Here is a 26,062-nt window from a genome sequence, read left to right on the forward strand (position 1 = left end):
TGAGGCGACTCTCAAGTCATTCCCACTCGATGGTGCCGGGCGGTTTCGAGGTCACATCATACACGACACGATTGATGCCGCGCACCTCGTTGATGATGCGGGTTGCGGCGCGCCCGAGGAATTCCATGTCGTAGTGATAGAAATCCGCAGTCATGCCGTCGACGGACGTCACGGCGCGGAGCGCGCAGACGAACTCGTAAGTGCGGCCGTCGCCCATGACGCCGACGGTCTGGACAGGCAGCAGCACGGCGAAGGCCTGCCAGATGGCGTCGTAGAGGCCGGCCTTGCGGATCTCGTCGAGATAGATGGCGTCGGCTTCGCGGAGAATCTCCAGCTTTTCGCGGGTGATGCCACCCGGGCAGCGGATCGCGAGACCCGGACCCGGGAAGGGGTGGCGGCCGATGAACGAGTCGGGCAGGCCGAGCTCCTTGCCAAGCACGCGCACTTCGTCCTTGAAGAGTTCGCGCAGCGGCTCGACGAGCTGCATGTTCATGCGCTCGGGAAGGCCGCCGACATTGTGGTGCGACTTGATCGTCACCGACGGTCCGCCGGTGAAGGAAACGCTTTCGATCACATCAGGATAGAGCGTGCCCTGGCCGAGGAAGTCGGCGCCGCCGAGCTTCTTGGCCTCTTCCTCGAAGGTCTCGATGAACAGGCGACCGATGATCTTGCGCTTGGTCTCTGGATCGGAAACACCCTCGAGCTCGCCGATGAACTTGTCGGATGCGTCGACGTGGATGAGGTGCAGATTGTAGTGTTCGCGGAACATGGCGACGACGTTGGCCGCCTCGTCCTTGCGCATCAGTCCGTGGTCGACGAGCACGCACGTGAGCTTGTCGCCGATCGCTTCGTGGATCAGTAGTGCTGCGACCGAGCTGTCGACGCCGCCCGAAAGGGCGCAGAGGACGCGCTTGTCGCCGACCTGCTCGCGGATCGCTTCGACCGCCTTCTGGCGATAGGCCGACATCGACCAGTCACCTTTGATGCCGGCGATGTTGTGAATGAAGTTGCCGATCAGCTTGGCGCCATCGGGCGTGTGCACGACTTCCGGGTGGAACTGCACACCATAATATTTGCGCTTCTCGTCGGCGATGAAGGCGTAAGGCGCGTTCGGCGAAGTCGCGACGACCTTGAAGCCTTCAGGCAGCGCCGTCACGCGGTCGCCATGGCTCATCCAGACCTGATGGCGGGAGCCCTTCGACCAGAGGCCTTCGAACAGTTGGTTGTCTTCGTCGACTTCGAGGAAGGCGCGACCGAATTCGCGGTGATGACCGCTCTCGACCTTGCCGCCGAGCTGCATGCACATCGTCTGCTGGCCGTAGCAGATGCCGAAAACGGGCAGGCCGCTGTCGAAGATGATCTGGGGCGCGCGGGGCGAGCCTTCATCAACCGTCGAGGCCGGGCTGCCGGACAGGATCACGGCTTTCGGCTGCAGGCGCTTGAAGCCTTCTTCGGCGGACTGGAAGGGAACGATCTCGCAGTAGACACCTGTTTCGCGCACGCGGCGTGCGATCAGCTGGGTTACCTGGCTGCCGAAATCGACGATGAGGACGCTGTCTGGATGTGCTGTCTGGGTCATGGCGAGCCTTTAATGAAAAGCACCCGGTCTTGCAATGCGCGAAATCCCCCGGCCGAGGATTTTATTGTGCTGATTGTCCCTATCCCGCAGGGGTTAGAACCAGAATACGCCGTCTTCCAGAGCCGTAAACAGGCTGTCGACGGCATAGGAAAGCTTGCGGTCGATGACATGCAGGTATTCTGTCCAGCCGGAAATGTGCTGCAATTCTTCGACACCGTCGGAAATCCCGCGCAGGCCGATCAGCGGCAGTTCGTAAGCCTGGCAGGCGCGCAGGATTGCGAAGGTCTCCATGTCGACCATATCGGCGGCGATACCATTATAGGCCTGCCCGGACACGACGTTGCCGCCGGTCGACAGGCTTGCCTCCGGAATGCCTGGGATTCTAAGCGGCAGGTCGATGGTGGCAGGGAGATCGAGGAACGGCGTGCGCCCCTTCTCGAAACCGAGTGGCGATGCATCCATGTCGCGATAGGATACGGAGGTGGCCTGATAGACCTCGGTCTGCTCGAGCTTTGCCGAGCCCGCCGAGCCGAGCGAAACGACGAGGTCGGGCAACTCATCGGCCTGCGCTAATTGCGCCAGCGCCCGGGTGAGGATGATTGCCGCCTCGACGGGACCGACCCCCGTCATCAGCGGCTCGAAGCGGGAGCGTAGGAACGGACCGTACTCGGCCTCCGCCGCCATCACGAAGAGAATGGATTTGCCGGCGACCGATTTCAGCTCAAACTTCATCCCGAAATGCCCTCTCTGCCACGGATGATCATCATGGTGCTTGTCATGGAAGCGATCAGCTTTGCCGGTCCGTCGCCGATCGCATAGCCGCGCCCGTCCGCAACGATGATGTTCGATCCCGGCTTGGTGATTTCGCCCCTGAAGAGGAAGCGATCGCCACGGCCTGGCGACAGCAGGTTGACCTTGAATTCGATCGTCAGAACGGATGCCTCGGCGTCGATGACGCTGTAGGCCGCCAAGCCGCAAGCGGAATCGAGGGCAGCGGAGATCACGCCGGCATGCAGAATTCCGTGCTGCTGGGTGAGCTTGACGTCGAAAGGCAGTTCGATCTCCACCAACCCCCGCCCGACGCGGGTCAGTTCGGCGCCGAGCGTATGCAACGCCGCCTGGCGGGTAAAGTTCTGGCGGATTCGCTCGTGGAAATCGCCGCTGTCGTTGTCGGTCATCATCGCGCCTTTCTTGCGATCGCGAAAGTGGCATGCTGCGCCGCATCAGACAAGCGCTTCCCGGAAATCTGTTGGCAGAGTGCTCCCGGGCCATGCGGCCGCTTGTCTGACGCGCATGCAAGTGCCGGGCGTAAAGATTGGATTCAGTCTTTTTTGGTAAATCTCCGTTAGCCATTGCTTTTCGATGGGTCCCTGGCGGCAGCGAATCTGTCGTCGACAATTGTTTTGCGTGCGGGTTCTTATGCGTCTATTGGCTGCGCCAGCTTTCTTCCTTGCTTGTCTCGCCTTGTCGGGCTGCACGTCCAGTTTGGGACCGGACAGCCTCGTCGCGGGAATCCCGTCGCGGGAGACGACCAGCTCGGTCGCACGCCCAATCGCGCCCGTGCCGGCCAGCGTCATGCCGGCGAGCCCTGTTCCCTCACCTGATGTCGCCGAGGCGCCAACGCCAGCCGCGCCGCAACAGGAGGAATTGGCCTGGGCCGGCCCGGCGTCTCAGCCGCAAGCCTTCACACAACAGGCCGGAGTGGCCACCGCTCCCGTGCCGTCGGAAAGGCCGATGGCAACGGCAGTGCCAGCCGTCCTGACGCCCGCAGCGCCCGAAATTGACGAGACGCCGCGCACACGTTCGCGGGTCTACAGTCATCGTTTCCGCGACGTCAAACCGATCAATTTCGGCTCTTCCTCGCCCAGAAAGCTTGCCGTCCATGGCGTCGACGTTTCGCGCTGGCAGGGCGACATCGACTGGGACAAGCTGAGAACGCAGGGTGCGAATTTCGTCTACATCAAGGCGACCGACGGCGGTGACCATCTCGATCCGATGTTCCGGAAGAACTGGCGCGACGCCAAGCAAGCTGGGATGAGGCGGGGCGCCTATCACTTCTTCTATTGGTGCCGCACCGCGGGCGAACAGGCGGACTGGTTCATCCGCAACGTTCCCCGCGAAGCCGGGGCTCTGCCACCGGTCATCGACGTCGAATGGAACGGCGAGTCGAGCTGCAAGCGGCGGGTCTCGCCCGAGAAGGTTCGCGAGAAGATGCAGGTCTTCATGGACAAGCTCGAGCAGCACTATGGCCAGCGGCCGATCATCTACACCGCGCCGGACTTCTATCGCGACAACCTCAAGGGCGCCTTCCTGAACTATCCCTTCTGGCTGCGTTCGGTTGCAGCCCACCCGTCGAAGGTTTATCCCGGACGCCGGTGGGTATTCTGGCAGTATTCGGGCTCCGGCATCTCGCACGGCGTTGATGGCCGCATTGACCTGAATGTGTTCCACGGCAGCGAAGCCGACTGGCACGACTGGGTCGCCAGATCGGACTGAGGTGCTGCTCGTCTCGCCCGCGCGAAACAACCGGGAGGTTCGCCATGGCAGAGGTTGTGCTGTTTCACCACGCGCTTGGATTGACGCGAGGCGTCATCGCTTTTGCTGGCGATCTGCGGGCCGCCGGGCACGTCGTACATACGCCTGACCTGGTTGCCGGCCGGACGTTCGACACGCTGGAGCAGGGCGTGCAGCACGCCCAGGAGACCGGCTTCGGCGAGATCATTCAGCGTGGAGCCCGCGCCGTGGATGGCCTTGCAGCCGATCTCGTCTATGTCGGGTTTTCCCTGGGAGTGCTCCCGGCACAATATCTGGCTCAGACGCGTGCCGGTGCGCGGGGTGCGATCTTCCTTCACGCCTGCTTGCCGCGTTCGGAATTCGGCTCGGCCTGGCCGAAAGGCTTGCGGGCTGAGATCCATGCCATGGACGCCGACCCGTTCTTCGTTGGAGACGGTGATATCGAGGCGGCGAAGGCGTTGGTTGCCGAGTCGGCGGATGTCAGGCTTTTCCTCTATCCGGGGGACGCGCATCTTTTTTCCGATCGGTCGCTCGCCGCCTTCGATCCAGCGGCGGCAGCCGTTCTCGAACGGCGCGTGCTCGATTTTCTCGCTGATCGCTAGTTCAAATAGACGATCGCGGCGTTGAGCAAGGTCGCGAAGCCAACCCAGGCTGCATAGGGCACGAAGAGCAGGGCGGCGGTCCGATCCGAATTCCAGCGGTTTGCGGCAAAGGCGAGGATCAGTCCGAGCAACAGCACAATGACGACGAGCGAGGCCGACAGCATTCGCAGGCCGAAGAAGAACGGCGACCATAGAAAGTTCAGCACCATCTGCCAGGCCCAGATAAGCATGCCGACAGACAGATGCCCGCGCAACCACGTCCGTGCCCCGGCAATACCAATCAAAACATAGAGGGTGAGCCAGACAGGCCCGAATATCCAATCAGGTGGATTGAACGGCGGCTTGGCGAGAGATTGATACCATTCCTCCGGCAGATTGTTGACGCCGATGGCGAGCCCCCCGCCGAGCGCGATGGCGACGAAGACGACGTAGGTCAGGGCTTTGCTCATTCGCCGGAAATAGGGCGGCTGGACTCTCCAGCCAGATCGCTAGCGATCTTTTGCGCACAATTCAGACGGCCGCAATGCGCACGATATGCTGGTCCCAGGTAACGTCGCTCTGCGTCGACAAAAATCCGCCTTCATAGGATGACACGGCAAAGCCGGCCTTGGCTGCGGCAATCCCTGCCGCATCCGGCACAATCTCTTCACGAAGCACGCGTCCGCTCTTCGCATCGATCGTCACGGACGCGCCGCCCTTGGGAGACGTGACGCCGACGAGCCCTTCACCGCGATTGATTGCGATCGCGCCGACATAGTTGGCAAGCCGGCGTGTCGTCTCCTCCGGCAGATCGACGAAGCGCAGGTCTTCGCCTTTGGCAAAGGAGCCGACGAGCGGCGGCAGGTCGTTGCGGTGCCCTTCATACTGGCAGGCAAACCAGATGCGGCCCCTCGCGTCGACATCGACGTGTCGGGTGGAGAGCTGCACCCACTGCGATGGGAGGGAGTGCTTTTCGATCAGGGCTCCGGTTGCCGCATCGATCAGCGTCAGCGAAGGCTGCATGTTGGAGAGGTTGAGCTTGGCGCGGCCGAAATCCGGATGCGTTTCAATGCCGCCATTGGCAACGATCAGCATGCGCCCGTCGTCGGACACGGCCATGTCATGCGGACCGACACCGTAGGTCTCGAACTCTCCTATGCGCTCAAAACGCCCGGTTGCATCGTAGAGGCCGATCATGCCGCGGTTGGCGTCGAAGGCGTTCTCGCTGGCATAGAGAATCCGGCCGTCCGGCGAGAAGGCGCCATGGCCATAGAAGTGGCGCCCCTCGGCGGCTGCAATGGTGATCGGCTCGTTTTTGCCGCGGGGATCGAAGATCATCGCATAGGTGCCGGGGCGGCGCGCAAAGGCGACGGTTTTTCCCGTCGCGTTGCTGAAGGCCATGCCATGGGCGCGTGCGGGAAGGGCGATTTGATCGACGATCTCGCCGCGCTCCGTGACCGTCGCAACGGCGTAGGATCCGTTCGCGGTCCGCATCCCTGACGCATAGATCGCATCCGCGCGCTCAAGTGCCATGAGCGCTCGCGGCTGTAGGGCAGCCAGGAAAGTCAGCCCGGCCGCCTTGACGAAACTGCGCCGATCGATCGCGGAGCTATTCCACATGGATTCAGTCGCCGTCCGAGAAGGAGAAGCCCGCTGAAAGGCCGATTGCCGCGCCATAGTCATCGCTGATCTTGGTGATCAGCTCGCGCGTGCTGACCAGAAGAGCATCAAGCTTTGCCCTCTCGGCGCCGCTTGTTGCAACTTCGATATCGGGGTTGAGCTTCTGCAACGCCTCAAGCAGCGACTTCAAATTGGCATCGATCGTGTCGGCGATCGGCTTCTGGTCGGCTGGCAAGAGCTCGGCCATGCCGGCTTTTTGCCAGAGTGTGCGAAGTCCCTCGACGTTGGCCGTCATCGACTTCCAGGTGTTCCCGGAGCGCCAGTAGATCGCCATGCGTGGACGAGGCGTGGCGTCCTTGCCCTTGTAGAACTGCTCGAGCCGCTGATCGCGAACGGTCTCCGCGCCATGAACGAGGATGCCGAGCAAAGCGGTTATGGCCTCCTTGTTGTCCATGAAGTCTTCGCTTTGCGGGCCGGGATGCTTCCAGCTTCCCTGCACGCCATCGGGCTTTTCCCAGGCCGCGACGACCTCGCCCGCCTCACGCTGGATGTTACCGGCAATCGCAGCGCCGTAGAGGCATCGGAAGCTGTTCTTCTGCGTCGTCAGGTCTTCCGAACCGGTGCCGTGGAGCACGTATTCGAGCGCAGTCAGCCCCTGCAGCGCGACGCTCTTGCCGGCGATTGCATCGACAGTCGTATCCTTGGGATCGGCTTTGGCGATCAGAGCCTGAACCTGCTTCAGGGCGACGCCCTTGCGATCGGGGTAGAACAGGATGTGCTCGAAGAGATTGTCCTGGATCACTGGTCCAGTCTGAACGATCTCAATGACCGACCAATAGCGGATCATGTCGTCGAGTGCTGACCGCGCCTTGTCCAGCTTCTGCTGCGTCGCGTCCTCGCAGAGGTCCTTCATCGCCGTTGTCAGGCGTGCTGCCGATTGCTGGGCATTGCGATAGCCTGGGCGGATCACCTCATCGACCGCCCGCTGCATGACTCCGGAGACCGCCTCCTCGTTCAGACCGGCTTGCGGTGCGGGAGGAGTCTGGGCGAAGGCAGAAGTAGCAAGGACAAGGGAGAGGACAAGAGGTTGCCAAAGGCGCATCAAAGGGACTCCAGGAATGTAATCAGTGCCTGCCGGTCATCCCCGGGCAGGGATGCGAAAGCGTCACGCGCCTTTTCAGCCTCGCCGCCATGCCAGAGAATCGCTTCGGTGAGATTTCTGGCGCGGCCGTCGTGGAGGAAAAAGCTGTGCCCGCTGACAGTCTGGGTCAGACCTATACCCCATAGCGGCGGCGTGCGCCATTCACGTCCGTTCGCGCTCCCGACTTGTTGTCCGTCCGCGAGACCCTCTCCCATGTCGTGCAGCAGGAAGTCGGAATAGGGCCAGATCAGCTGGAAGGCTTGAGCCTTGTCGGCGCTGTCGCGCCGCGTGACGAACTTCGGCATGTGGCAGGAAATGCAGCCGCTTTGGTAGAAGATTTTCTTGCCCTGAAGGGTCGCGGGGAAGCTCGTCTTGCGGCGGGCAGGAACGGCAAGGTTGGCCGAATAGAAGGTGACGAGGTCGAGGATCGGGCCGGGGGCCTCCTCCTTGCCAAGCCGCTTCTGCACGCCGGTCGGCATCTTCCCGCACTTGGCTTCGGCTTCTGTGCAATCGCCATGCGGGTCGGGTCGGTCCGGCGTCGAAATGCCAATGTCATTGGAGAAGGCATCCGCGCTCTGGTCGCGCACGCTCGCATTCTGTGCCTTCCAACCGAAGCGCCCGAGCGCAACTTTGCCGGTGCGATGGTCGCGTACGATGGCCGCCTTGCCGTGGATGCCGTCGCCGTCCGCATCGTCCGGATCGGCGTGGGCAAGGATGTCCGCTTCAGGGATGGCCTCGATCAGCCCGAGCCCGATCATCGCCGGCGCAACGCGCGGCGAGATCCTCGTTGTTGGGTCGAGTGGCCCATAGCCGAGGTCGGTCACTTCGTATGTCGGACGGCGGAGCGAGATGGTCTCGCCGTCGCCGAGCGTCACGGGCTCCTCGGTGTAGCGGATAGCCATCTTGCCCTCTGAGGGAAGCCCTGGAATCGCAAGATCCTGCAACTGCTGGCCGTAGATTGGGTCCGGGAAATTGACGACTTCGGCGCTGGCAATCGCCCGCTGCTCATCAGGCGTTGTCGCCGGGCGCGACAGGCGCAGGAACATCGAGGTGGCACTGACGCCACCTTCCGGCGGCTTGCCGCGGCCGTCGTTCAAGTGGCAACTCAGGCAGGAGCGGGCATTGAAGAGCGGCCCCAGACCATCTGAGGCCTGCGTCGAGGAAGGGGCGGAGACCCAGAGCTTCTTGAAAAGGGCATGTCCGAGCCGGAACGGCTGTTCTTCTTCAAAGGGGATTGTCGCCGAGATATGCGAAAAGGAATCCTGCGTGACCGGATCGATGGAGGTGGCGCCGCCGGCCTGCATCGCTTCGTATTGCTCGGCCTTGGAAAAATCCGTGGTCGGCCGCGTGACATCGGCGACGCGCTTCATATCCGCGTCGGAAAGGTCGCTTCGTTTCGTCGGAAGATCGAACCCGGATGCCAGCGCAACGGAGAATCCGGCAATCGCGGCGCAAAATGCTGCGCAACTGAGAAGACGACGAGCCGGTCTGGGAGGCATTCGAGAGTTCGGGCCGCTGCGTCGAACGAAGCGGCCCGCCTTTTCACTTATTGGAAGACCGCGCCAGGATTATCCAAGCTGTCGGAACCTTCAAGCTTCACCGTGCCGAGATCGAGTGCGGCAATAACGCGCTGCACCGTCTTGGTCTGGTCGACGAGACCGTCGATGGCGGCCTGAACGACGGCGTTGCCCTTCTTGTTGCCTTCGCCGATCATCTGGTCGTACTTCTCGACGTTCAGACCGCGCTTCGCCATGACATTCATTGCCTTGAGCGTCGCGTCGAGTTTGGCCCGCATTTCCTTGTCGAGCTTCTCGTCCTTGTCTGCGACGAGATCGTGCAGCGACGGTCCCTTCATCTTCGTGCCGTCGACGCGGGTGTAGTCGCCCGTGTAGGCAGCGGCGATGCCGATCGCGTCGTTGAGGTGCGAATTGAAGGTGTTGTCCGAGAAGCAATCATGCTCTTCTTCCGGATCGTGCAGCAGCAGGCCGAGCTTCATGCGCTCGCCGGCCAGTTCACCGTAGGAGAGGGAGCCCATTCCGGTCAGAATGGCAACGAGACCGGCTTTCGGATCGGCTTCGACATGCTTGGTGGCTTCGCCCTCCGGAGCCCAGTTGTTGGTCATTTCCTGAAGGTCGGAGACCAGCAGCGTCGAGGCGGACTTCAGATATTCGGCACGGCGATCGCAATTGCCGTGCGTGCAATTCTTCAGGTCGTAGTCCGTGGCAGGGCGGTTGCCAGCTCCGGGACCGGTGCCGTTCAGGTCCTGGCCCCAGAGCAGGAATTCGATGGCATGATAGCCCGTTGCGACGTTGGCTTCGACGCCGCCGGCTTCGGCCAGCGTGCCGGACAGGAATTCAGGAGTCAGCTTGGACGCGTCGACATCCTTGCCGTCGATCTTGATCGTCTTGTTGGCGATGACATTGGCGACGTAGAGCGCGTTCTCGTCGCTCTCGGTGCCGTAGGACGCATCGACGTAATCGATCAGGCCTTCGTCGAGGGGCCAGGCGTTGACCTTGCCTTCCCAGTCGTCAACGATCGGGTTGCCGAAGCGATAGACTTCCGTCTGCTGGTAAGGGATGCGTGCCTTGATCCACGCGGCGCGGGCAGCCTTCAATGTCTTGTCGGTCGGGTCCTTGAGCAGGGCGTCGATTGCCGCGTCGAGGGCCTTGGCCGTCGTCAGCGAGTCTTCGTATTTGGCATGCGCAACGTCGGCGTAGTGTTTTACAACTGCAGCAGCATCCGGGGCCGCGTAAGCGGGAATGGCCAGCAGAGCGGCTGGGGCCAGCGCCAGCGCCACGGCTGCGCGGAAATTCTTGTTGAGTTTCATGATCCTCTCCTGTGCGGACTTTCCGTCTGAGGTCCGACGAAAAATCTCTTCGCCCAAAAGCAAACTGGTGTCAAACACTCTAGTTTGGAATGATTTTAAGTGTATTCGCGCGGTCTGACGAACCTCTTGTTGTTTTGACACCCCCTGCTTCTCCGTCATTCCGGCCTTGAGCCGGAATCCAGCCCGCCGCGCGTCTGCGGGGCTGAAGAGTTTTTCGCGATCAAGGACTTGATCGCGCTGGATACCGGCTCGAGGCCGGTATGACGGCGATGGGTATCTCGCCCTCAGAAAATCAATTGAGTTGACGGCTTTGTCAGAAGTCTGCCGGCTGAGCGAGGGCTCAGCCTTTCCTCTGCATGCGGCAGAAGAAGAAACCGTCCGTATCGGTGGAGGCGGGTGTCAGCGTGATGGTCTTGCCGTCGGACGAACGAGGACGTGGGCTGTCCTTTCCGAACAGTCCATCCCACGCAGGCAGGGCGCTGACAATCTCGTAGTCGCCGTTTTCTGCGGTGAAACGCCGGACCTGCTCCTCGTTTTCCTGCGGCAGCACCGAGCAGGTCACGTAGATCAGTTCTCCGCCCGGACGGACAAAGGCGCTCGCCTGCTTGAGCGCGTCCTGCTGCTGGGTCGTGCGCTCGTCGAGGTTCTTCGCGGTCAGGCGCCACTTGGTGTCGGGCCGCCGCCGCCAGGTCCCGGTTCCCGTGCATGGCGCATCGACGAGCACCTTGTCGCAGCGATCGCTCAGGCTCTTCAGAGCCTTGGCGTCATCGTGCACCTGGACATTGCGCGTTCCGGCACGCTTCAGCCGTTCGATGATCGGCGCGAGCCGCTTGCGGTCGGCATCATAGGCGTGAACCTGGCCCTTGTTGTGCATCGCCGCCGACATGGCGAGCGTCTTGCCGCCACCACCGGCACAGTAGTCGAGAACCTGTTCGCCGTCTTTTGGGAGCACGAGATCGGCAACGATCTGCGACCCCTCGTCCTGCACTTCGAACCAGCCTTTCTGGAACGAAAGCTCGGCGGTCACGTTTGGCAGCCTTGAGGCGCCTTCGCCGGCGGGAATCCGGATGCCGTAACGCGCGATCGCCGCCTCTTGTGCACCGGCTCTTTCGAGCGCCTTGACTGTCTTGTCGCGGGTCGCCTTCAGGATGTTGGCGCGCAGATCGAGGGTCGGACGCCCGGCGAGGGCCTGCGCCTCGACGATCCAGTGATCGCCGAAGGCGCTTTCAAACGAGGGCTGGACCCATTCGGGAATATCGCCCTGGATGTGAGCGGGCGCGTGGGCCAGCTGGCGGCTGTTGAAAGCGGAAAGCTGAGCTTGCGAAAGCGGGCTTGGTGCGAACTTGTCGTCTGCGAGTTCCGCGGCGAGGCTTTCTGGCGTGAAACCCCATTGCCGGAACATCACGGCGTGGGCGATAACGGATGCGCTGTCATCGTCCATCAGCCAGGCGTGGGAGAGGCGCATGCGAAGGGCATCGTAGACGATATTGCCGATCGCGGCGCGATCGCCCGATCCGGCAAACCGATGGGCAAGACCCCAGTCCTTCAATGCATCGGCGACAGGCCGTCTGCGGGCATCGATATCTGCAAGAACCGAAATCGCCCCTTCGAGCCGACCGCCCAACCGCATTCAAACAGCTCCTATCGCCTGGATCAAAATACCGGGCTTGTGAACAATCCGCAGGAAGCGCGACAGACGCAGCGGATAGTACACAAGTCTAGACCGCGTCGTAGACGCGATTGGCGGCAAGAGCAAGCGACCCGTTCGTGTACGGGCGAACGCTTAGCCTATGACTTCGTAGCAGACCTTTGCCGTGCCACTGCTGACCATGCCAATGTTCTGGGCGGCAGCGCGGGAGAGATCGAGCACGCGGCCGCGAATGAATGGGCCACGATCATTGACGCGGACGACGACGCTGCGTCCGTTTTTGCTGTTGGTAACTTTCAGCTTCGTGCCAAATGCCAGCGAACGATGTGCTGCAGTATTGATGGTCGGGTTCATACGTTCCCCGGAGGCGGTTTTGGAGCGAAGTGCGTACCATGAAGCGCCACCGCAACCATTTGCAGCAAATCCTTCAACGGGAAGGATAGTAGAGCAAGCTGCAATTGTTGCTGCGGCGATGACAGAACGGCAGATTTTCTTCAAAACGGATTGTCCCCTCAATTGTTGAACTCACGCCTTGTGGGCGGTGGGAGGGTTGAATCCGGCCAAGTGTGGCGAAAAAGTGCCCCCAATTATCACGGAATATTACAAAGTGTAATATACGTGATGGCTAGATGCGCGGCATGTGCGCCACAGAAAATCGAATGATTGGGAAAAAAGATAATGAAATCAAGTAAAATTAGAACGTTTTTTGCAAGGCCTGATCCACGCAACCAAAGATCACAAAATTAACGAAAATAATTTTGCGCGATTGCCATAATTAGTGCCTCATTTGCGCAAATTCAGAGGCCGTTAACCATAATCAGGCGCTATATTATATGCGCCGAATGGAGGAAGTAGAAATTTCCTACCCTGAAACCGCGCTATTTGTGATCGACAAATACAATCGCAAGACGAAAAGTCTACCGCCCGCTCTCGCCCCGCAGGCAAGTCGTGATATGCAAGTCGACGGAAGTCGCTGCGGCATAGCATAAAAACGCCCCGGGCGTGTCGAAAACGGTGACATTCAAACGTCTTTAGCTTGCAAGCGCGCAAGCAGTGCGCGCCTCGTTCAAATTGGGCAGGGAGGCTGCGAAATCATGAGCATACCTTATCGTTGGATCATTGTTTCTGCCGGGGCGTTGATGACCTGCGTTGCACTAGGCGCGATGTTTTCCCTGGCAATCTTCCAGGAGCCAATCGCGACCGAGACCGGCTGGTCGCACGCTGGCATTGCGAGCGCGATGACACTTAATTTCATTGTCATGGGGATTGGCGGTTTCCTGTGGGGCACTGCGAGCGATCGCTTCGGCGCGCGGGTTGTCGTTCTGATCGGTGCTGCCGGCCTTGGCCTGGCCCTTGTGTTGGCAAGCCGCGCGGAATCGCTTCTGCAGTTTCAGCTGACCTACGGAATTTTGGTCGGGCTTGCCGCCAGCACCTTCTTCGCGCCAATGATCGCGACGACGACCGGGTGGTTCGAGGAGAACCGCAGCCTCGCCGTCTCCCTGGTCTCTGCCGGCATGGGTGTCGCGCCCATGACGATCTCACCTTTCGCACGCTGGCTCATTTCTGCCTATGATTGGCGAACCGCGATGCTGCTGATCGGCATCACTGCCTGGGTCCTGCTGCTTCCGGCAGCCTTGCTGGTTCGGCGCCCGCCGGCAGAGGCAGGGGACGGCGCGACCGCCACTGCAACAAGCGGGGAACAGCCTTCGCTCTCGCGGGTGTTCCGATCGCCACAATTCATTGTGTTGGGGCTGACGTTCTTCGCCTGCTGCGCTGCGCATTCCGGTCCGATCTTTCACATGGTCAGTTACGCGACGATCTGCGGCATAGCGCCAATGGCCGCCGTCAGCATCTATAGCGTCGAGGGACTTGCGGGGCTCGGCGGCCGGCTTCTCTATGGCGGGCTGGCCGACAGGGTCGGGGTGAAGCCGGTCCTCGTCGCCGGTTTGCTCGTCCAGGCGATTGCGCTTGCGACCTACCTCTTCGTCAGCAGGCTCAGCGAATTCTACGCCCTCGCCATTATCTTCGGCAGCGCCTATGGCGGCGTGATGCCGCTCTATGCTGTTCTGGCGCGAGAATATTTCGGGCCACGCATCATCGGTACGGTGTTCGGCGCGGCGACGATGCTCTCCAGCCTCGGGATGGCCTTCGGTCCTCTTATCGGCGGATGGATCTTCGACACCTTTGACAACTACTCGTGGCTCTTCATCGGATCCGCTCTGGTCGGGCTCGGCGCAGCCGCGATAGCCCTCGCATTCCCGCCGCTCGCACGGGTAAAGGCCGAGCCGGCGCTCGGCGTCTCGATTTGAGGCGTCGCTATCCTCGCCAGCTGTTGCTCTGCATCAGCTGCGCGAGCGAGGCGGGATAGGTCGGGAAGGCGAAGATAAAGCCCGCCGCCTTCAGCTTGGCGTTCGAGACCCGCTTGTTCTCGCCGTAGAAGGACCGCGCCATCGGGGTGAGCTCGGCAGTTTCGAAGGGCTGCTCCGGCGGCGGCTCGACGCCCAGCAGCCGGGCTGCTTCGACGATGACGTCCTGAGGCGGGCCGGGCAGATCGTCGGTCACATTATATATGCCGCCGAGCCCACGGTCGGCGAGGAACCGCGTCGCCGCGCCGATATCCTCAACCCGGATCCGGTTGAAAACCTGATCCTTCTTGATCAATCGCCGTGCGGTACCGCGTTCCAGATTGCAAAGGGCATTGCGGCCTGGCCCGTAGATACCGGAGAGGCGGAGAACCGCCGCCGGAACATTGATGGCGGCGCCGATGGCCATCCAGCCGTCTTCTGCTTCCAGCCGCTCCTTCGAGCGGCCGGAAACCGGCGTGCAGGGCATTTCTTCGGTGACCCAATTTCCCTTGTGATCGCCATAGACGCCGACCGTCGAGAGATAGCCGATCCACTGGAGCTTGGGCATCATCTCCTTCAGACGGTCGCCAGCGAGCCTGATCAGCGCATCACCATTATCGCGCGGCGCAATGGATTGGACGAGATGGGTCGCGCCCCGCATCGCCTCGCTCAATTTCTCGTCCAGCGCGTCTCCGTCAAACACGAAAGCGTCGATGCCCTGGCCACGCAGGGCAGCTGCCTTGTCTTCCGAGCGCGTCGTACCGGAGACACGCGCGCCGTCCGCCATGAAAGCCCTGGCGATCGCCGTGCCCGAATAGCCGCAGCCGAAAATCATCACTTGCATCAAACTGCTCCCGCCAGGCGCCATTCACTCAGGACATCGCTATCCGACTCATCTGGCCTTTGTGCCGCAAAGGCAGAAAATTCGCCAGCCTCGAGAAGGCGCGACAGGGCCCAAATTGCCATGCCGCGTACGACCGGGGAGGGATCCTCTGACAGTTTCCGACACTGCTCGACAAATCGGCGATCGTTCGAATTGCCGGCGGCAATGAGCACATTGCGGATGAACCGATCGCGGCCGATACGCTTGACGGGCGAGCCGCTGAAGAATGTGCGAAAGGCGGCATCATCGAGGCCGAGCAGATACTCGATCGATGGCTCCTTCAAGTCCTCCCGGGCCTGCAGCTTCATCTCGGAGGCCTCATGGGCAAATTTGTTCCATGGGCAGGCGGCGAGACAGTCGTCGCAGCCATAGATCCGGTTGCCGATCAGGGACCGCAACGCCGGGTCGATCGGCCCCTTGTGCTCGATGGTCAGGTAGGAGATGCAGCGCCGTGCGTCGATCTGGTAGGGACCGGGAAAGGCCTTCGTCGGGCAGATATCGAGACAGGCGCGGCAGGAGCCACAGTGGTTAATCTCCGGCGCGTCGATGTTCAGATCCGCGGTCGTGAACATCGAGCCGAGGAAAAGCCATGATCCGTGCTCGCGGCTGACGAGGTTCGTATGCTTGCCCTGCCAGCCGAGGCCGGCCGCTGCCGCGAGCGGTTTTTCCATCACCGGAGCAGTGTCGACAAAGACCTTCACATCCGCCCCGGCGCGCGCCGCAAAGCGTGTTGCGATCTCCTTCAATCGCCCCTTGATGATGTCGTGATAGTCGCGATTGCGCGCGTAGACCGAGATTGCAGCCTTGTCGGGTTTTGTCAGAATCTCGCGCGGATCTTCATCCGGTCCGTAATTGAGGCCGAAGACGACGATCGACCGGACGTCGCTCCAGAGCGTGCGTGGATCGCCGCGCCTGTCGCGGGTCTCCGCCATCCACTCCATCGTTCCATGCCGCCCGGCGTCAATGAATTCGCCGAGCCGCTCCTTGGCTTCCGGTATGGCGTCGGGTCGCGTGATGCGACAGAGGTCGAAACCCAAGGCCTTCGCCTCCGACCGAACGAAGGCGGTGAGGGTATCGCGGCGTTTCTGGTCGTTGTTTTCCATGGCCATTGAAGGCCCTCGTCAGAAATCCAGGTCGGCGTAGTGCGAAACCGGGGTCAGGCCCCGCACGCGCTCGGTGAGCAACGGCCGGAAGGATGGACGCGACTTCAGGCGCTGATACCACTCCTTGACGAGAGGAGCTTCCGACCAGTCGATTTCACCGAGATAGTCGAGAATGGAAACGGCCGAGGCAGCAGCGAGATCTGCATAGCTCATGCGGTCGCCGGCCAGCCACTGTCGGGAGCCGGCAAGCCAGCCCAGATATTTCATGTGCTGGCGGATATTCGCCCGCGCCGTGCGGAGGATCTTGGAATCAGGCGCGCCGCCGCCCTGGTCCGCCGTCATCTGCAGCTTGTAGACCCGCTCGCGGGCGAGCGGCTTGGTCACGTCTGTTTCCATCTTCTGCATGAACCATTCCGTCAGCCGGCGAATCTCGGCGCGCTGGAATGGATCTTCCGCCAGGAGCCGGCGATCACGCTTGAGCACGCCGTGCGTCTCGTCGAGATACTCGGAGATCACAGCCGCGCCGCACAACGCCCGCATGCTGTCATCGACATAAACCGGCAAGGTTCCGGCCGGGTTGAGCGCGAGGAAATCCCGGCGCTTTTCCCAGGTCTGCTCCTCGATCAGGTCCGCCTGATAGCCGTACTCCGTCAGGATCAGCCGAACGAAGCGTGATGCGGATGACATGGGATGATGATAGAGCGTGGGCATTGATTCTCGGATTTTTTGAGGTGTGTGGCATGTTGCGGGAGCGCGATGATCATAGCGCCCTAGTCATGACTTATTCGTTGAAGCTATAGGAGCTTGGCCCTTTCAATACAAGCGAGTCGGGTAGCCAACTCCCTGACAAAGGAGGTGGGCGTGCTCGAAAAACGGATTTTTGTTTTCCCGCCCTGCCTTCGTCATTTCCGGACGCCATAACCCCAATCAAAGCCCGACCAAACTCCACGGAGAGAATGTATGGATTATGTGAACTCTATAATTCTAGGCATAATAGAGGGAATTACCGAGTTTCTGCCGATTTCGAGCACCGGCCACCTTATCATCGCTGAGCAATGGCTCGGCCACCGGTCGGACATGTTCAACATCGTCATTCAGGCGGGCGCGATTCTCGCCGTCACCATTATTTACTGGCGTCGCCTCCTGGATCTCGTCCTGGGCTGGCGTGATCCGCGCAATCGCACTTACGCGGCCAAGCTGATCGTCGCGTTTCTCATCACGGCGATCCTCGGGCTGGTCGTCAAGAAGCTCGGCTTCCAACTGCCGGAGAATGCGACGCCGATTGCCTGGGCGCTGATCATCGGCGGTATCTGGATGATCTTTGCCGAATGGGCCGCCGCTCGTCGACCGCCTCACAAGGAGATTACCTGGCTCGTCGCCATCTTGGTCGGTATTGCCCAGGTGGTGGCCGGCGTCTTTCCGGGAACGTCGCGCTCCGGCGCCACGATTTTCGTTGCCATGCTGGCCGGCACCGGCAATCGCGCCGCCGCGACCGAGTTCGCCTTCCTGGTCGGCATCCCGACCATGTATGCCGCAAGCGGCTACGAACTGCTGAAGACGTTCAAGGATGGCGGGGCTGCAAACGAGGATTGGACGAGCCTCGGCATCGCTTTCATCGTCTCGACGATTGTTGCGTTTATCGCCGTGAAATGGCTGCTGTCCTACATCAGGAGCAACCGGTTTACGGTGTTTGCAATCTATCGCATCATTCTCGGCGCTATCCTGCTCGGCATGGCGGCATTAGGCATGATCGCCTGAGACGCACTTGATCGACGCATCCGAGTCCTTGTGGCGCGGATGCGGATCAGTTCCACTACCGAAAGCAAGGCAAGAAAAAAACCGGCGTGAAGAGCGCCGGTTTTTTATTATCGGCTGATCGAGCCGGTCTCGCAGGGATCGACACCGTAGGCCGGCGAGCACTCACCCTTCACCGCTGCAACCGATCCGGGCGCAATGAAGGAGCCTGCCAGAATAACCAGCGCCGCACACGCAAACAGGAGCGCGATTGACCTACCCATCGAAGAAAGCCTTTCAAAAGTCGTTAGTGCGCCGTCAAGGCGCTGAGTCCATTGGGAAACGCGCGGGGTGTGTAGTCAGTGGAATGATAAATAGCAATAAATGTTCCTGCTAAATTTGGTGTTAATTCCGCTAATTTTTACGTGCGACTTTTATGCAACGAGTGCCGGTCTGCTACAGGGAAAAAAGCGTTCACAACTTCTGCGATTCTGAAAAAACCTTCCACGAGAAACGCCGCCCGTGAAGGTCGCGAGCGGCGTGTTGCTTTGGGAAGGTCGCAGCTCTCAGGCCGCCTTGCCCGATCCGGTGTACTGCCCGTGCGGACGGTACTGCACGAGGTAAGAGCCGATGACCGAGTTCACCAGCGTCGGTGTGACGCCGATACCCTTCAGCGTCCGGCCTTCGGTTTCCGCTTCCTTCGAAACGACATTGTCCTTCTTCAGCAGACGCACCTGGTCGGAGGTGATCGGCGGTGTGACGAACGGAATGAGCGAGGCGATGCTGCCGATGAGCGAGGCAATGCCAAAGGGAAGCGAAACCAGACGATTTTTGCGCCAGGTTGTCTTGAGCATGACCTCGAGACATTCGCGGAAGGTCAGCACCTCGGGGCCACCAAGCTCGTAAACCTGGCCCGCGGTCACCTTGCCCTCGACTGCCTTTGCCACGGCTTCGGCCACGTCGACGACATAGACCGGCTGGAACTTCGTCTTGCCGCCGCCGACCAGCGGCAGCGCCGGCGCGATGCGCGCCATGTCGGCAAACTTGTTGAAGAAGCTGTCCTCGGGACCGAAGACGACGGACGGGCGGTAGATGATGGCATCCGGCTTGATCGCGTGGATCGCTGCCTCTGCGCGGCCCTTGGTGCGGGCGTAGGCTGAATCGGAGTGCGCGTTTGCGCCGATTGCTGAGATGTGGATCAGCTTGGCGCCGACGCCGCGAGCGGCTTCAGCGACAGCACGTGCGCCAAACTCCTGAACCGCCTCGAAGGAGTTGCGGCCGGCTTCGTGCAGAATGCCGACGCAGTTCACGACAAAGTCGGCTCCGTCGACGGCACGGTCGATGGAGTTGCGGTAGCGAAGGTTTGCCTGAACGAAGGAGATCTGGCCGACATTGCCGAGCGGCTGCAGGAAGCCGGCGAGATCCGGGCGGCGAACGGCGACGCGGATGCGATAGCCGCGCTTTGCGAGTTCACGGACGACGTGCCTGCCGATGAAGCCGGACCCTCCGAACACGGTAACGAGTGGCGGCAGGTTGGCAAGGGTCATGACAGGCTCCTCGAAAGGCTCGGTTGTGTGGTCGATCTGGTTTCGTCTTAGACCAATCGCGACCCGACGAAAAGGGTCATCGCGCCGCAGATCTCACGGCTGAGAACTCGTCTTAGATGCCTTCGACGACGACCATTTCGGCGTCGGCGATTTCCTGGCGGATTTTCGCAGCGATCTGGTATTCCGGCGAATTATAGCAATCGACAGCGTGCTGCATCGAGGGAAACTCGATCACAACGTTGCGTGCGCGGGACTTGCCCTCGAGTTCGGTGATCGCGCCGCCCCGGGCGAGGAAGTTGGCGCCATACTTATCGAAGGCCAGCTTTCCTGCTGCGACGTAGTCCTTGTAGCGCTCGACATCACGAACATCGACGCGTGCGATCCAATATGCCTTTGCCATTTCAGGTCCTCCCTGTTTGTCAGGTTATTAAAGGGCCGCCGACATTTCGGCGAGGATTGCGCGAGCCGCTTCGCGGGGATGGGCTGCCTTCACGATTGGGCGGGCAACGACCAGATGACTGGAGCCGGCCTTCAGTGCGTCAGCCGGCGTCATCACGCGCTTCTGGTCGCCCTTGTCGGCGCCGGCAGGGCGAATGCCCGGCGTGACCAGCGCCATATCGGGGCCGATGATCTTGCGCACGGCCGCCGATTCCTCTGCGGAGCAGACGATGCCGCCCATACCGGCGAGGTGGGCCTGTTCGGCGCGGCGCAAAACCAGCGTATGCGGATCGTATTCGTAGCCGGCCGCGACCAGGTCCTGCTCGTCCATCGACGTCAGTACGGTCACGCCGAGCAGGCAGAGGTCGGAGCCCTTGGCGGCCTCGACGGCGGCCTTCATCGCCTTCGGATAGGCGTGCAGCGTCAGCATCGACATGCCCATCTTGACGATGTTCTCAACACCCGATGCAACCGTGTTGTCGATGTCGAGCAGCTTCATGTCGAGGAAGATCTTCTTGCCGCTCTTGGCAAGATCTCGCGCAAATTCCAGGCCGCCGGCAAAAGCCAGCTGATATCCGATCTTGTAGAAGACGACGTCGTCGCCGAGCGTATGGACGATCCTTTCGGCCTCGCCAAGTGTTGGAACATCCAGTCCGACGATCAGGCGTTCGCGTACGTCCATCTCACATCCATCCCTGCCACTCTTCGATAGGCGTCCAGTCGCACGACGGGCGTCGATCCGCAAGGCTGAAACAGTAGAGATTGCCACCGCCTCCCGGTTGATCGCCATCACGCCGGATCGGGCGGCCCTCAAGGTGGCACTTGAGCAGCGTGCCGACGCCTCCATGGCCGACGAATGCGATGGGCAGGGCGGGATTGTGCGACGCGAGGATATCTGTGACGGCGGAAACGATACGCCGTTGGGCGTCGATCGCGCGCTCCCAGCCTTTGAAGCTCGCCTCGGGATGCGCAAAGAACCAGTCGGCCGCCTTCTCGAACTCGGGGGGCGGCATGAAACCGGTCGCCGAGCGGTCGTTCTCATGCATGTCGTGGACGATCTCGACGGTCACCTCCGCTGCGGCTGCAAGGATCTCGGCAGTCTCGATCGCCTTTGTCTCGTCGCTGGAAACGATGCGGCGCAGCTGCTTTGCCCAGCGGCGTTCGGCGGCCTTGTGGGCGCGTGCGGCGCCGATCTCCGACAGCCCCCATTTCGGCACGGGAACCGCTGCGTCGATCCTCACCTGCGGATGGGTGACGTAGAGGCCGAACACCGGGTCAGCCGCGTCGGTAGATCCAGAGCTGTGCCGGCGGAATGTTGCGGACGATAAAGTCGAAGTGCTGGATATGGTAGCGATCCGGCCGCGCGATGATCGGCGACACCGGGCCGTAGGAGATCTGGACAACGGGGCGGCCTGCCGGCAAGCGGTCGAGCAGGCTTTCGAGCAGCGCGATGCGCGCCTGCATCGGGAAATTCAAAAGCGGGACGGCGGATACGACGGAATCGAACGTCTGATCCTTCATCGATCCGAGCGTCTTGTCGAGATTGAACGCATCGCCGTTGATGAAGTTCACGCCCGGATAGAGCCGGACCAGGTGCTCGTAGAAATCCGTCGAATATTCGACGGCGACCAGCTTCTCGGGTTTCACGCCGCGACCAAGAATGGCCTTGGTGATTGCGCCGGTACCCGGGCCGAGCTCAAGGACCGGCAGTCCCGAATGCGGGTTGATGACGCTTGCCATCTTACGGGCCGTTATGGAGGAGGTGGGAACAATCGAACCGACAGTCTTCGGCCCCTGCATCATTCCTTTGAAGAAGCGGATTTCTTCATCGAATTTTTTGCCCAGCCGTTCCTTTAGGCGCAACGCCATGCCCGTCCTCCTAGATATGCAACAAAACAGCCCGCTCTCTAATTGCAGTCAGTTCCGCCGAAAAACAAGGCCTGACGTCGCAATTGGCAAAGTTTGCACCGTAGATGCGACGCGCGGCTAGACGCGCATCGGCATCAGCACATAAAGGGCATCGTCGCCAGCCGTGTCGCGAATGAGCGTCGGCGAGCCGGCGTCGGCGAGCAGGAAGATCGCTTCATCGCCGGAAAGCTGCGCGGTGATATCAAGCAGGTATTTGGCGTTGAAGCCGATTTCCATCGAGTCGGTGTCGTAGCCGACCGCGACTTCTTCGGTTGCGCTGCCGGAATCCGGATTGTTGACGGTGAGCAGCAATTGGCCGTCGGAGAGGGCGAGCTTGACGGCGCGACCGCGCTCAGAGGAGATCGTCGACACGCGGTCGACGGCCTGAGCGAACGTCGTGCAATCGACGCGCATTTCCTTGTCGTTGTTGGTCGGGATGACGCGCTGGTAGTCCGGGAACGTGCCGTCGATGAGCTTCGAGGTCATGACGATCGAGCCGATGCTGAGGCGGATCTTGGCGTCCGAGACTTCCACGGTCACCATCGCATCAGGCACATCGACGAGCTTCTGCAGTTCGCCGACGGTCTTGCGCGGGATGATGATGCCGGGCATGCCCTCCGAGCCGGATGGTGCATCCACGTCGGCGCGGGCGAGGCGGTGGCCATCGGTTGCGACGGCACGCAGCTTCAGGTCGCCCTTGCTCTCGATGGTGTGGAAGAAGATACCGTTCAGATAGTAGCGGGTTTCCTCGGTCGAGATCGCGAACTGGGTGCGATCGATCAGCATCTTGAGATCGGTTGCCTTCAGCTTGAAGGTATGGCTGAAGGTGCCGGCGGTGAGGTCAGGGAAGTCCGACTCCGGTAGGCACTGCAACGAGAACTTGGAACGACCGGACTGGACAGTCATCGAGCCGCCGTCGGTGCTGGTCGCCAGCAGAACTTCGGAGCCATCAGACAGCTTGCGCACAATGTCGTAAAGAAGATGGGCGGGGACCGTAGTGGCGCCGGCCTGTTCGACATTCGCAGGCGTCGCTTCGGTCACTTCGAGATCGAGGTCGGTCGCCTTCATGTCCAGATTCTGTCCGTCGGCGCGCAGCAGGATGTTGGACAGAATCGGGATCGTGTTCCGGCGTTCGACCACGCGATGCACGTGGTTCAGCGACTTCAAAAGGTTGGACCGCTCAATTGTAATACGCATGGGATGCTACCGCTTTCGACCGTTACTGCTTGAGCGCGCAGATTGCGCGCCGCAAGGAATGCCTTTGCCCAAAAGGGACCATAGAGTGGATAGGCAAAATGGCAGGATTTTGAGACCGATTGCAAGAGGCGCGAATGGCCGCGCCAGTGCATTTGCCGTTTTCCGGTGCAATGCACACAGAAATTGCTGCGGCCTTGCCGAACGGCGGGGTCTCGCCCATAAAAGCGGAAACCAGAGGAGAGTATCGATACCTTGAGCAATGACGATGTGATGGCCGATGGCGGCAGGCAACGCAGCTTCCGCCTGCACAATATGTCTGTTCCGGCACGACCGTTGGAGCCGGCGCTTTACCTCGTTGCGACGCCGATCGGCAATCTCGGCGACATCACGCTGCGTGCGTTGGAAACGCTTGCCGGCGCCGATGTGCTGGCCTGCGAAGACACGCGCGTCACCCGCGTCTTGCTCGACCGTTTTGGCATTCAGAACCGCCCCTATGCCTATCACGAACACAATGCCGACGAGGCTGGTCCGCGGCTCCTGCAGGCGCTGGAGGCCGGCAAGTCAGTCGCTCTCGTCTCGGACGCCGGAACGCCCCTGGTCTCCGATCCCGGCTATCGCCTCGCACAGAGCGCCATCGAGGCCGGCTATCGCGTCGTGCCAATCCCCGGTGCCTCGGCACCGCTTGCGGCTCTCGTGGGTTCCGGCCTGCCGAATGATGCGTTCTTGTTCGCCGGTTTTTTGCCGACCAAGGACAAGGCCCGTCGCGATCGGCTGGCGGAGTTAGAGGCGGCCCCCGCGACGCTGATGTTCTTTGAATCGCCGCATCGCATTGCTGCGACCCTTGCCGCCGCCGCCGATGTGCTCGGTGCAGACCGGTCGGCTTGCGTCTGTCGCGAACTGACCAAAGCCTTCGAAGAGTTTCGCCGCGGCACGCTAGGGACGCTGGCTGCCCACTACGCCGATGTCGACAACGTCAAAGGCGAGATCGTGTTGGTCATAGGTCCTCCTCCCGAACGGGTGGTCGAAGCTGCCGATGTCGATGCGATCTTGGCCTATCTGGCAAGAACCCTGCCGACCTCCAAAGCGGCAGCCGAGGCATCGAAGCTGACTGGCGTCTCCAAGAAGGAACTCTACCAGCGGCTTCTCGACATGAAGGGCGGCGATGGGCGATAGGGCTGCTGCTGCCGACCGCCGCAGGGCGCTCGGCCGGGGCCAGGTCTCCGAGTATCTCGCTGCTCTTTATCTTATCCTGAAGGGCTATCGCATCGTCGCGCTGCGCTATCGCACCAAGCTCCGGGAAATAGACATCATTGCACGTAAGCGCAACCTGGCGATTTTTGTTGAAGTGAAGGCGCTGCGCGAGGAGATGAGCGCGATCGACGCCGTGTCTCCTACAGCGCAAAACCGCATCAGAGCGGCCAGCGATCTGTGGCTACAGCGACAACGCGATTATGCTTTGCTTTCGCGGCGTTACGACATCGTGGCCATCCTGCCCGGCCGCCTGCCGCGAACTTTCCGAATGCCTTCTGACGTCATTGCAATCGCGTGCAAAAGAATCCGGCTGTAACAGTCCTGTCATGAAACCATCAAGGAGGCGTCATGGAAGGCCTCTATTGCACTCCTCACCCCAACAATTGGTGGAGAGGGATTAGCCATGTTCAAGAAAATTTCTATGGCCGCCATGGCGGTCAGCTTTTCGGCGTCGTCGTCCTTTGCTGCGACCAACATCACCTGGTGGCACGGCATGGGCGGCCGCAACGGCGAAGTCATCAATGAGGTTGCACAGAAGTTCAACGCTGCGCAGTCCGCCTGCGCCCTGACCCCGGTCAGCAAGGGCACATATGAAGAAGCACTTGCCGCCGGCATCGCGGCCTTCCGTTCGGGCGAACAGCCGAACATTCTGCAGGTCTTCGACGCAGGTGCAGCAACCATCATCAACGCCAAGGGCGCTGTCGTTCCGGCCGAAGACCTGATCAAGGACGCCGGCTACAAGTTCGACCGCAATGCCTTCATTCCCGGCGTTCGCTATTTCTACGCCGCCGCTGACGGCAAGTTCGTCGGCATGCCCTTCAACTCTTCCGCACCGATTATGTACATCAATCCGGAAGCGCTGAAGAAGGCTGGCGTCGAAGCTCCAAAGACCTGGGAAGAGTTCGAAGCAATTGCTCCGAAGCTCAAGGAAGCCGGCTATATCCCGCTCGTCCAGTCGCAGTTGACCTGGGAATTCACCGAGAACTTCTTCTCGCGCAACAACATCCAGTTCGCCACCAACAACAACGGCTACGACAGCGTTGTCGACACCAAGCTCAAGGTCACCGATCCGAACCTCATCATGATGTTCGACAAGCTGAAGGCCTGGTCCGACGAAGGCTACTTCAAGTACTACGGCGCCGGCTGGAACGACAACCAGAAGCCCTTCGAAGAAGGCAAGGTCGCTCTCTGGATCGGTTCCTCGGGCTCCTTCGGCGGCCTGAAGAAGACGGCAACGATGCCCTTCTCGGCAACCTTCCTGCCGTATTGGGGTGCGATCAAGGGCGCCGGCACCCACAGCTTCATCGGCGGCGCGGCGCTCTTCGCAATGTCCGGCAAGTCGGCTGAGGAGAACAAGTGCGTTGCCGACTTCTTCCAGTTCCTGACCTCGCCTGAGATCCAGAAGTTCTACCACCAGGCAACCGGTTACGTCGCCATCACCGAGGCAGCCTACGAGCTCGCCAAGAAGGAAGGCTACTACGACAAGGAGCCGGTTGCCGAAGTCGGTATCAAGCAGCTGAAGCTGGATGATGGCGAATGGTCGAAGGGCTACCGCCTCGGCTTCTACCCGCAGATCCGCGAAATAATGGAACGCGAATACGGCCGCATCTTCTCGGGCGAAACCTCCGTCAAGGACGCTTTCGACACCATCGAGAAGGAAGGCAACCAGCTCCTCGAGCGTTTTGCCAAGACTGCCGGCTGATCTAGCCCATTGCTGAAAGACAACGGTTCCGGGGGCGTTGGCCG

At 61.0% G+C, this 26,062-nt stretch carries 27 protein-coding genes; 7 read left to right on the forward strand and 20 right to left on the reverse strand.

Features of this window, described 5'->3' with window-relative positions:
- Positions 1 to 16 precede the first annotated feature (16 nt).
- From guaA to AC1DPR_RS04340, 3 genes are all read right to left on the reverse strand, one after another.
- Positions 17 to 1,579, reverse strand: a complete 1,563-nt coding sequence (gene guaA / locus AC1DPR_RS04330; RefSeq protein WP_018855201.1) for a glutamine-hydrolyzing GMP synthase — start codon at positions 1,577 to 1,579, stop codon at positions 17 to 19.
- A gap of 93 nt (positions 1,580 to 1,672) precedes the next feature.
- A complete protein-coding gene (locus tag AC1DPR_RS04335) occupies positions 1,673 to 2,311 on the reverse strand; it encodes a 5'-methylthioadenosine/S-adenosylhomocysteine nucleosidase (RefSeq protein WP_112641943.1) in 639 nt (212 codons plus the stop codon).
- Positions 2,308 to 2,757, reverse strand: a complete 450-nt coding sequence (locus AC1DPR_RS04340; protein ID WP_025658634.1) for a PaaI family thioesterase — start codon at positions 2,755 to 2,757, stop codon at positions 2,308 to 2,310. Before AC1DPR_RS04340 ends, AC1DPR_RS04335 begins: the two co-directional genes overlap by 4 nt.
- Positions 2,758 to 2,998: 241 nt before the next feature.
- Here AC1DPR_RS04340 and AC1DPR_RS04345 point away from each other — a divergent pair, with 241 nt between their 5' ends.
- Together AC1DPR_RS04345 and AC1DPR_RS04350 are read left to right on the forward strand one after the other, a co-directional pair.
- Positions 2,999 to 4,075, forward strand: a complete 1,077-nt coding sequence (locus AC1DPR_RS04345) for a GH25 family lysozyme (protein WP_113470523.1) — start codon at positions 2,999 to 3,001, stop codon at positions 4,073 to 4,075.
- Positions 4,076 to 4,119: 44 nt separating this feature from the next.
- Complete coding sequence (locus AC1DPR_RS04350) at positions 4,120 to 4,695, forward strand: dienelactone hydrolase family protein (RefSeq protein ID WP_062371425.1); 576 nt, start codon at positions 4,120 to 4,122, stop codon at positions 4,693 to 4,695.
- Here AC1DPR_RS04350 and AC1DPR_RS04355 read toward each other — a convergent pair.
- The 7 genes from AC1DPR_RS04355 to AC1DPR_RS04385 form a co-directional block, all read right to left on the reverse strand.
- Positions 4,692 to 5,144 carry a TspO/MBR family protein gene (locus AC1DPR_RS04355; RefSeq protein ID WP_018855196.1) on the reverse strand — a complete coding sequence of 151 codons (453 nt, stop codon included), beginning with the start codon at positions 5,142 to 5,144 and terminating at the stop codon, positions 4,692 to 4,694. The two genes, AC1DPR_RS04350 and AC1DPR_RS04355, sit on opposite strands and share 4 nt — an antisense overlap.
- Before the next feature lie 61 nt (positions 5,145 to 5,205).
- Entirely contained in the window at positions 5,206 to 6,294 is a 1,089-nt protein-coding gene (locus AC1DPR_RS04360) for a DUF1513 domain-containing protein (RefSeq protein WP_113470524.1), read from the reverse strand.
- A 4-nt stretch (positions 6,295 to 6,298) separates the two neighbouring features.
- Positions 6,299 to 7,396, reverse strand: a complete 1,098-nt coding sequence (locus AC1DPR_RS04365) for an imelysin family protein (RefSeq protein ID WP_113470525.1) — start codon at positions 7,394 to 7,396, stop codon at positions 6,299 to 6,301.
- A complete protein-coding gene (locus tag AC1DPR_RS04370; protein WP_477815800.1) occupies positions 7,396 to 8,934 on the reverse strand; it encodes a di-heme oxidoreductase family protein in 1,539 nt (512 codons plus the stop codon). Before AC1DPR_RS04370 ends, AC1DPR_RS04365 begins: the two co-directional genes overlap by 1 nt.
- 47 nt (positions 8,935 to 8,981) lie before the next feature.
- Entirely contained in the window at positions 8,982 to 10,262 is a 1,281-nt protein-coding gene (locus tag AC1DPR_RS04375; protein WP_113470527.1) for an imelysin family protein, read from the reverse strand.
- A 340-nt stretch (positions 10,263 to 10,602) separates the two neighbouring features.
- Entirely contained in the window at positions 10,603 to 11,892 is a 1,290-nt protein-coding gene (locus AC1DPR_RS04380; protein WP_113470528.1) for an RsmB/NOP family class I SAM-dependent RNA methyltransferase, read from the reverse strand.
- Between the two features lie 153 nt (positions 11,893 to 12,045).
- Positions 12,046 to 12,408: a septal ring lytic transglycosylase RlpA family protein gene (locus tag AC1DPR_RS04385; protein ID WP_018116842.1), complete on the reverse strand. Its 363-nt coding sequence runs from the start codon at positions 12,406 to 12,408 to the stop codon at positions 12,046 to 12,048.
- Between the two features lie 596 nt (positions 12,409 to 13,004).
- On the opposite strand from AC1DPR_RS04385, the gene AC1DPR_RS04390 reads away from it, so the two are divergent.
- A complete protein-coding gene (locus AC1DPR_RS04390) occupies positions 13,005 to 14,219 on the forward strand; it encodes an MFS transporter (protein WP_113470529.1) in 1,215 nt (404 codons plus the stop codon).
- 7 nt (positions 14,220 to 14,226) lie between these two features.
- On the opposite strand, the gene AC1DPR_RS04395 is transcribed toward AC1DPR_RS04390, so the two are convergent.
- From AC1DPR_RS04395 to AC1DPR_RS04405, 3 genes are read right to left on the reverse strand one after another with little or no spacing between them, the layout of a single operon-like run.
- Complete coding sequence (locus AC1DPR_RS04395) at positions 14,227 to 15,099, reverse strand: SDR family oxidoreductase (RefSeq protein ID WP_018855189.1); 873 nt, start codon at positions 15,097 to 15,099, stop codon at positions 14,227 to 14,229.
- Positions 15,099 to 16,247, reverse strand: a complete 1,149-nt coding sequence (gene queG, locus AC1DPR_RS04400) for a tRNA epoxyqueuosine(34) reductase QueG (protein WP_113470530.1) — start codon at positions 16,245 to 16,247, stop codon at positions 15,099 to 15,101. The genes AC1DPR_RS04395 and queG overlap by 1 nt, the downstream gene beginning before the upstream one ends.
- Positions 16,248 to 16,259: 12 nt before the next feature.
- Positions 16,260 to 16,952, reverse strand: coding sequence for a glutathione S-transferase family protein (locus AC1DPR_RS04405; RefSeq protein WP_018116838.1), 693 nt, complete (start codon positions 16,950 to 16,952; stop codon positions 16,260 to 16,262).
- 249 nt (positions 16,953 to 17,201) lie between these two features.
- Here AC1DPR_RS04405 and AC1DPR_RS04410 point away from each other — a divergent pair, with 249 nt between their 5' ends.
- The gene (locus tag AC1DPR_RS04410) at positions 17,202 to 17,999 is read left to right on the forward strand and encodes an undecaprenyl-diphosphate phosphatase (protein WP_018116837.1); all 798 of its coding nucleotides are present in this window, start codon (positions 17,202 to 17,204) and stop codon (positions 17,997 to 17,999) included.
- A gap of 107 nt (positions 18,000 to 18,106) precedes the next feature.
- On the opposite strand, the gene AC1DPR_RS04415 is transcribed toward AC1DPR_RS04410, so the two are convergent.
- The 7 genes from AC1DPR_RS04415 to dnaN all read right to left on the reverse strand — a co-directional run bounded on the left by AC1DPR_RS04415 (position 18,107) and on the right by dnaN (position 23,065).
- Complete coding sequence (locus tag AC1DPR_RS04415; RefSeq protein ID WP_007799501.1) at positions 18,107 to 18,259, reverse strand: hypothetical protein; 153 nt, start codon at positions 18,257 to 18,259, stop codon at positions 18,107 to 18,109.
- 282 nt (positions 18,260 to 18,541) lie between these two features.
- The gene (locus AC1DPR_RS04420) at positions 18,542 to 19,522 is read right to left on the reverse strand and encodes a complex I NDUFA9 subunit family protein (protein ID WP_018855187.1); all 981 of its coding nucleotides are present in this window, start codon (positions 19,520 to 19,522) and stop codon (positions 18,542 to 18,544) included.
- A 112-nt stretch (positions 19,523 to 19,634) separates the two neighbouring features.
- Positions 19,635 to 19,922: a DUF1330 domain-containing protein gene (locus AC1DPR_RS04425; RefSeq protein ID WP_018855186.1), complete on the reverse strand. Its 288-nt coding sequence runs from the start codon at positions 19,920 to 19,922 to the stop codon at positions 19,635 to 19,637.
- Positions 19,923 to 19,949: 27 nt separating this feature from the next.
- The gene (pyrF, locus tag AC1DPR_RS04430) at positions 19,950 to 20,642 is read right to left on the reverse strand and encodes an orotidine-5'-phosphate decarboxylase (protein WP_018116834.1); all 693 of its coding nucleotides are present in this window, start codon (positions 20,640 to 20,642) and stop codon (positions 19,950 to 19,952) included.
- Between the two features lies 1 nt (position 20,643).
- Positions 20,644 to 21,231 (reverse strand): histidine phosphatase family protein, encoded by a 588-nt coding sequence (locus AC1DPR_RS04435; protein ID WP_018855184.1) that lies wholly within the window; start codon positions 21,229 to 21,231, stop codon positions 20,644 to 20,646.
- 4 nt (positions 21,232 to 21,235) lie between these two features.
- Positions 21,236 to 21,829 (reverse strand): phospholipid N-methyltransferase PmtA, encoded by a 594-nt coding sequence (gene pmtA / locus AC1DPR_RS04440; protein WP_018116832.1) that lies wholly within the window; start codon positions 21,827 to 21,829, stop codon positions 21,236 to 21,238.
- Between the two features lie 117 nt (positions 21,830 to 21,946).
- Positions 21,947 to 23,065 (reverse strand): DNA polymerase III subunit beta, encoded by a 1,119-nt coding sequence (dnaN, locus tag AC1DPR_RS04445; protein WP_018116831.1) that lies wholly within the window; start codon positions 23,063 to 23,065, stop codon positions 21,947 to 21,949.
- Between the two features lie 270 nt (positions 23,066 to 23,335).
- Here dnaN and rsmI point away from each other — a divergent pair, with 270 nt between their 5' ends.
- From rsmI to AC1DPR_RS04460, 3 genes are all read left to right on the forward strand, one after another.
- Entirely contained in the window at positions 23,336 to 24,238 is a 903-nt protein-coding gene (rsmI, locus tag AC1DPR_RS04450) for a 16S rRNA (cytidine(1402)-2'-O)-methyltransferase (RefSeq protein ID WP_018116830.1), read from the forward strand.
- A complete protein-coding gene (locus AC1DPR_RS04455) occupies positions 24,228 to 24,632 on the forward strand; it encodes a YraN family protein (protein ID WP_477815801.1) in 405 nt (134 codons plus the stop codon). Before rsmI ends, AC1DPR_RS04455 begins: the two co-directional genes overlap by 11 nt.
- An 87-nt stretch (positions 24,633 to 24,719) precedes the next feature.
- A complete protein-coding gene (locus AC1DPR_RS04460) occupies positions 24,720 to 26,018 on the forward strand; it encodes an extracellular solute-binding protein (RefSeq protein WP_113470533.1) in 1,299 nt (432 codons plus the stop codon).
- Positions 26,019 to 26,062: the final 44 nt, after the last annotated feature.

The sequence above is a fragment of the Rhizobium sp. 01T417 genome (assembly GCF_056398905.1).

Excerpts from the sequence above, each read along its gene's own strand:
- AC1DPR_RS04405 (WP_018116838.1), bottom strand. The coding sequence starts at position 16,952 with ATGCCCACGCTCTATCATCATCCCATGTCATCCGCATCACGCTTCGTT.
- queG (WP_113470530.1), bottom strand. The coding sequence starts at position 16,247 with ATGGCCATGGAAAACAACGACCAGAAACGCCGCGATACCCTCACCGCC.
- AC1DPR_RS04425 (WP_018855186.1), bottom strand. The coding sequence starts at position 19,922 with ATGGCAAAGGCATATTGGATCGCACGCGTCGATGTTCGTGATGTCGAG.
- AC1DPR_RS04460 (WP_113470533.1), top strand. The coding sequence starts at position 24,720 with ATGTTCAAGAAAATTTCTATGGCCGCCATGGCGGTCAGCTTTTCGGCG.
- AC1DPR_RS04375 (WP_113470527.1), bottom strand. The coding sequence starts at position 10,262 with ATGAAACTCAACAAGAATTTCCGCGCAGCCGTGGCGCTGGCGCTGGCC.
- AC1DPR_RS04390 (WP_113470529.1), top strand. The coding sequence starts at position 13,005 with ATGAGCATACCTTATCGTTGGATCATTGTTTCTGCCGGGGCGTTGATG.
- AC1DPR_RS04415 (WP_007799501.1), bottom strand. The coding sequence starts at position 18,259 with ATGGGTAGGTCAATCGCGCTCCTGTTTGCGTGTGCGGCGCTGGTTATT.
- AC1DPR_RS04335 (WP_112641943.1), bottom strand. The coding sequence starts at position 2,311 with ATGAAGTTTGAGCTGAAATCGGTCGCCGGCAAATCCATTCTCTTCGTG.
- dnaN (WP_018116831.1), bottom strand. The coding sequence starts at position 23,065 with ATGCGTATTACAATTGAGCGGTCCAACCTTTTGAAGTCGCTGAACCAC.
- AC1DPR_RS04340 (WP_025658634.1), bottom strand. The coding sequence starts at position 2,757 with ATGACCGACAACGACAGCGGCGATTTCCACGAGCGAATCCGCCAGAAC.
- pmtA (WP_018116832.1), bottom strand. The coding sequence starts at position 21,829 with ATGGCGTTGCGCCTAAAGGAACGGCTGGGCAAAAAATTCGATGAAGAA.
- AC1DPR_RS04360 (WP_113470524.1), bottom strand. The coding sequence starts at position 6,294 with ATGTGGAATAGCTCCGCGATCGATCGGCGCAGTTTCGTCAAGGCGGCC.
- AC1DPR_RS04380 (WP_113470528.1), bottom strand. The coding sequence starts at position 11,892 with ATGCGGTTGGGCGGTCGGCTCGAAGGGGCGATTTCGGTTCTTGCAGAT.
- AC1DPR_RS04420 (WP_018855187.1), bottom strand. The coding sequence starts at position 19,522 with ATGACCCTTGCCAACCTGCCGCCACTCGTTACCGTGTTCGGAGGGTCC.
- AC1DPR_RS04410 (WP_018116837.1), top strand. The coding sequence starts at position 17,202 with ATGGATTATGTGAACTCTATAATTCTAGGCATAATAGAGGGAATTACC.
- AC1DPR_RS04395 (WP_018855189.1), bottom strand. The coding sequence starts at position 15,099 with ATGCAAGTGATGATTTTCGGCTGCGGCTATTCGGGCACGGCGATCGCC.
- guaA (WP_018855201.1), bottom strand. The coding sequence starts at position 1,579 with ATGACCCAGACAGCACATCCAGACAGCGTCCTCATCGTCGATTTCGGC.
- AC1DPR_RS04370 (WP_477815800.1), bottom strand. The coding sequence starts at position 8,934 with ATGCCTCCCAGACCGGCTCGTCGTCTTCTCAGTTGCGCAGCATTTTGC.
- AC1DPR_RS04455 (WP_477815801.1), top strand. The coding sequence starts at position 24,228 with ATGGGCGATAGGGCTGCTGCTGCCGACCGCCGCAGGGCGCTCGGCCGG.
- AC1DPR_RS04350 (WP_062371425.1), top strand. The coding sequence starts at position 4,120 with ATGGCAGAGGTTGTGCTGTTTCACCACGCGCTTGGATTGACGCGAGGC.
- AC1DPR_RS04345 (WP_113470523.1), top strand. The coding sequence starts at position 2,999 with ATGCGTCTATTGGCTGCGCCAGCTTTCTTCCTTGCTTGTCTCGCCTTG.
- pyrF (WP_018116834.1), bottom strand. The coding sequence starts at position 20,642 with ATGGACGTACGCGAACGCCTGATCGTCGGACTGGATGTTCCAACACTT.
- AC1DPR_RS04365 (WP_113470525.1), bottom strand. The coding sequence starts at position 7,396 with ATGCGCCTTTGGCAACCTCTTGTCCTCTCCCTTGTCCTTGCTACTTCT.
- rsmI (WP_018116830.1), top strand. The coding sequence starts at position 23,336 with ATGGCCGATGGCGGCAGGCAACGCAGCTTCCGCCTGCACAATATGTCT.
- AC1DPR_RS04355 (WP_018855196.1), bottom strand. The coding sequence starts at position 5,144 with ATGAGCAAAGCCCTGACCTACGTCGTCTTCGTCGCCATCGCGCTCGGC.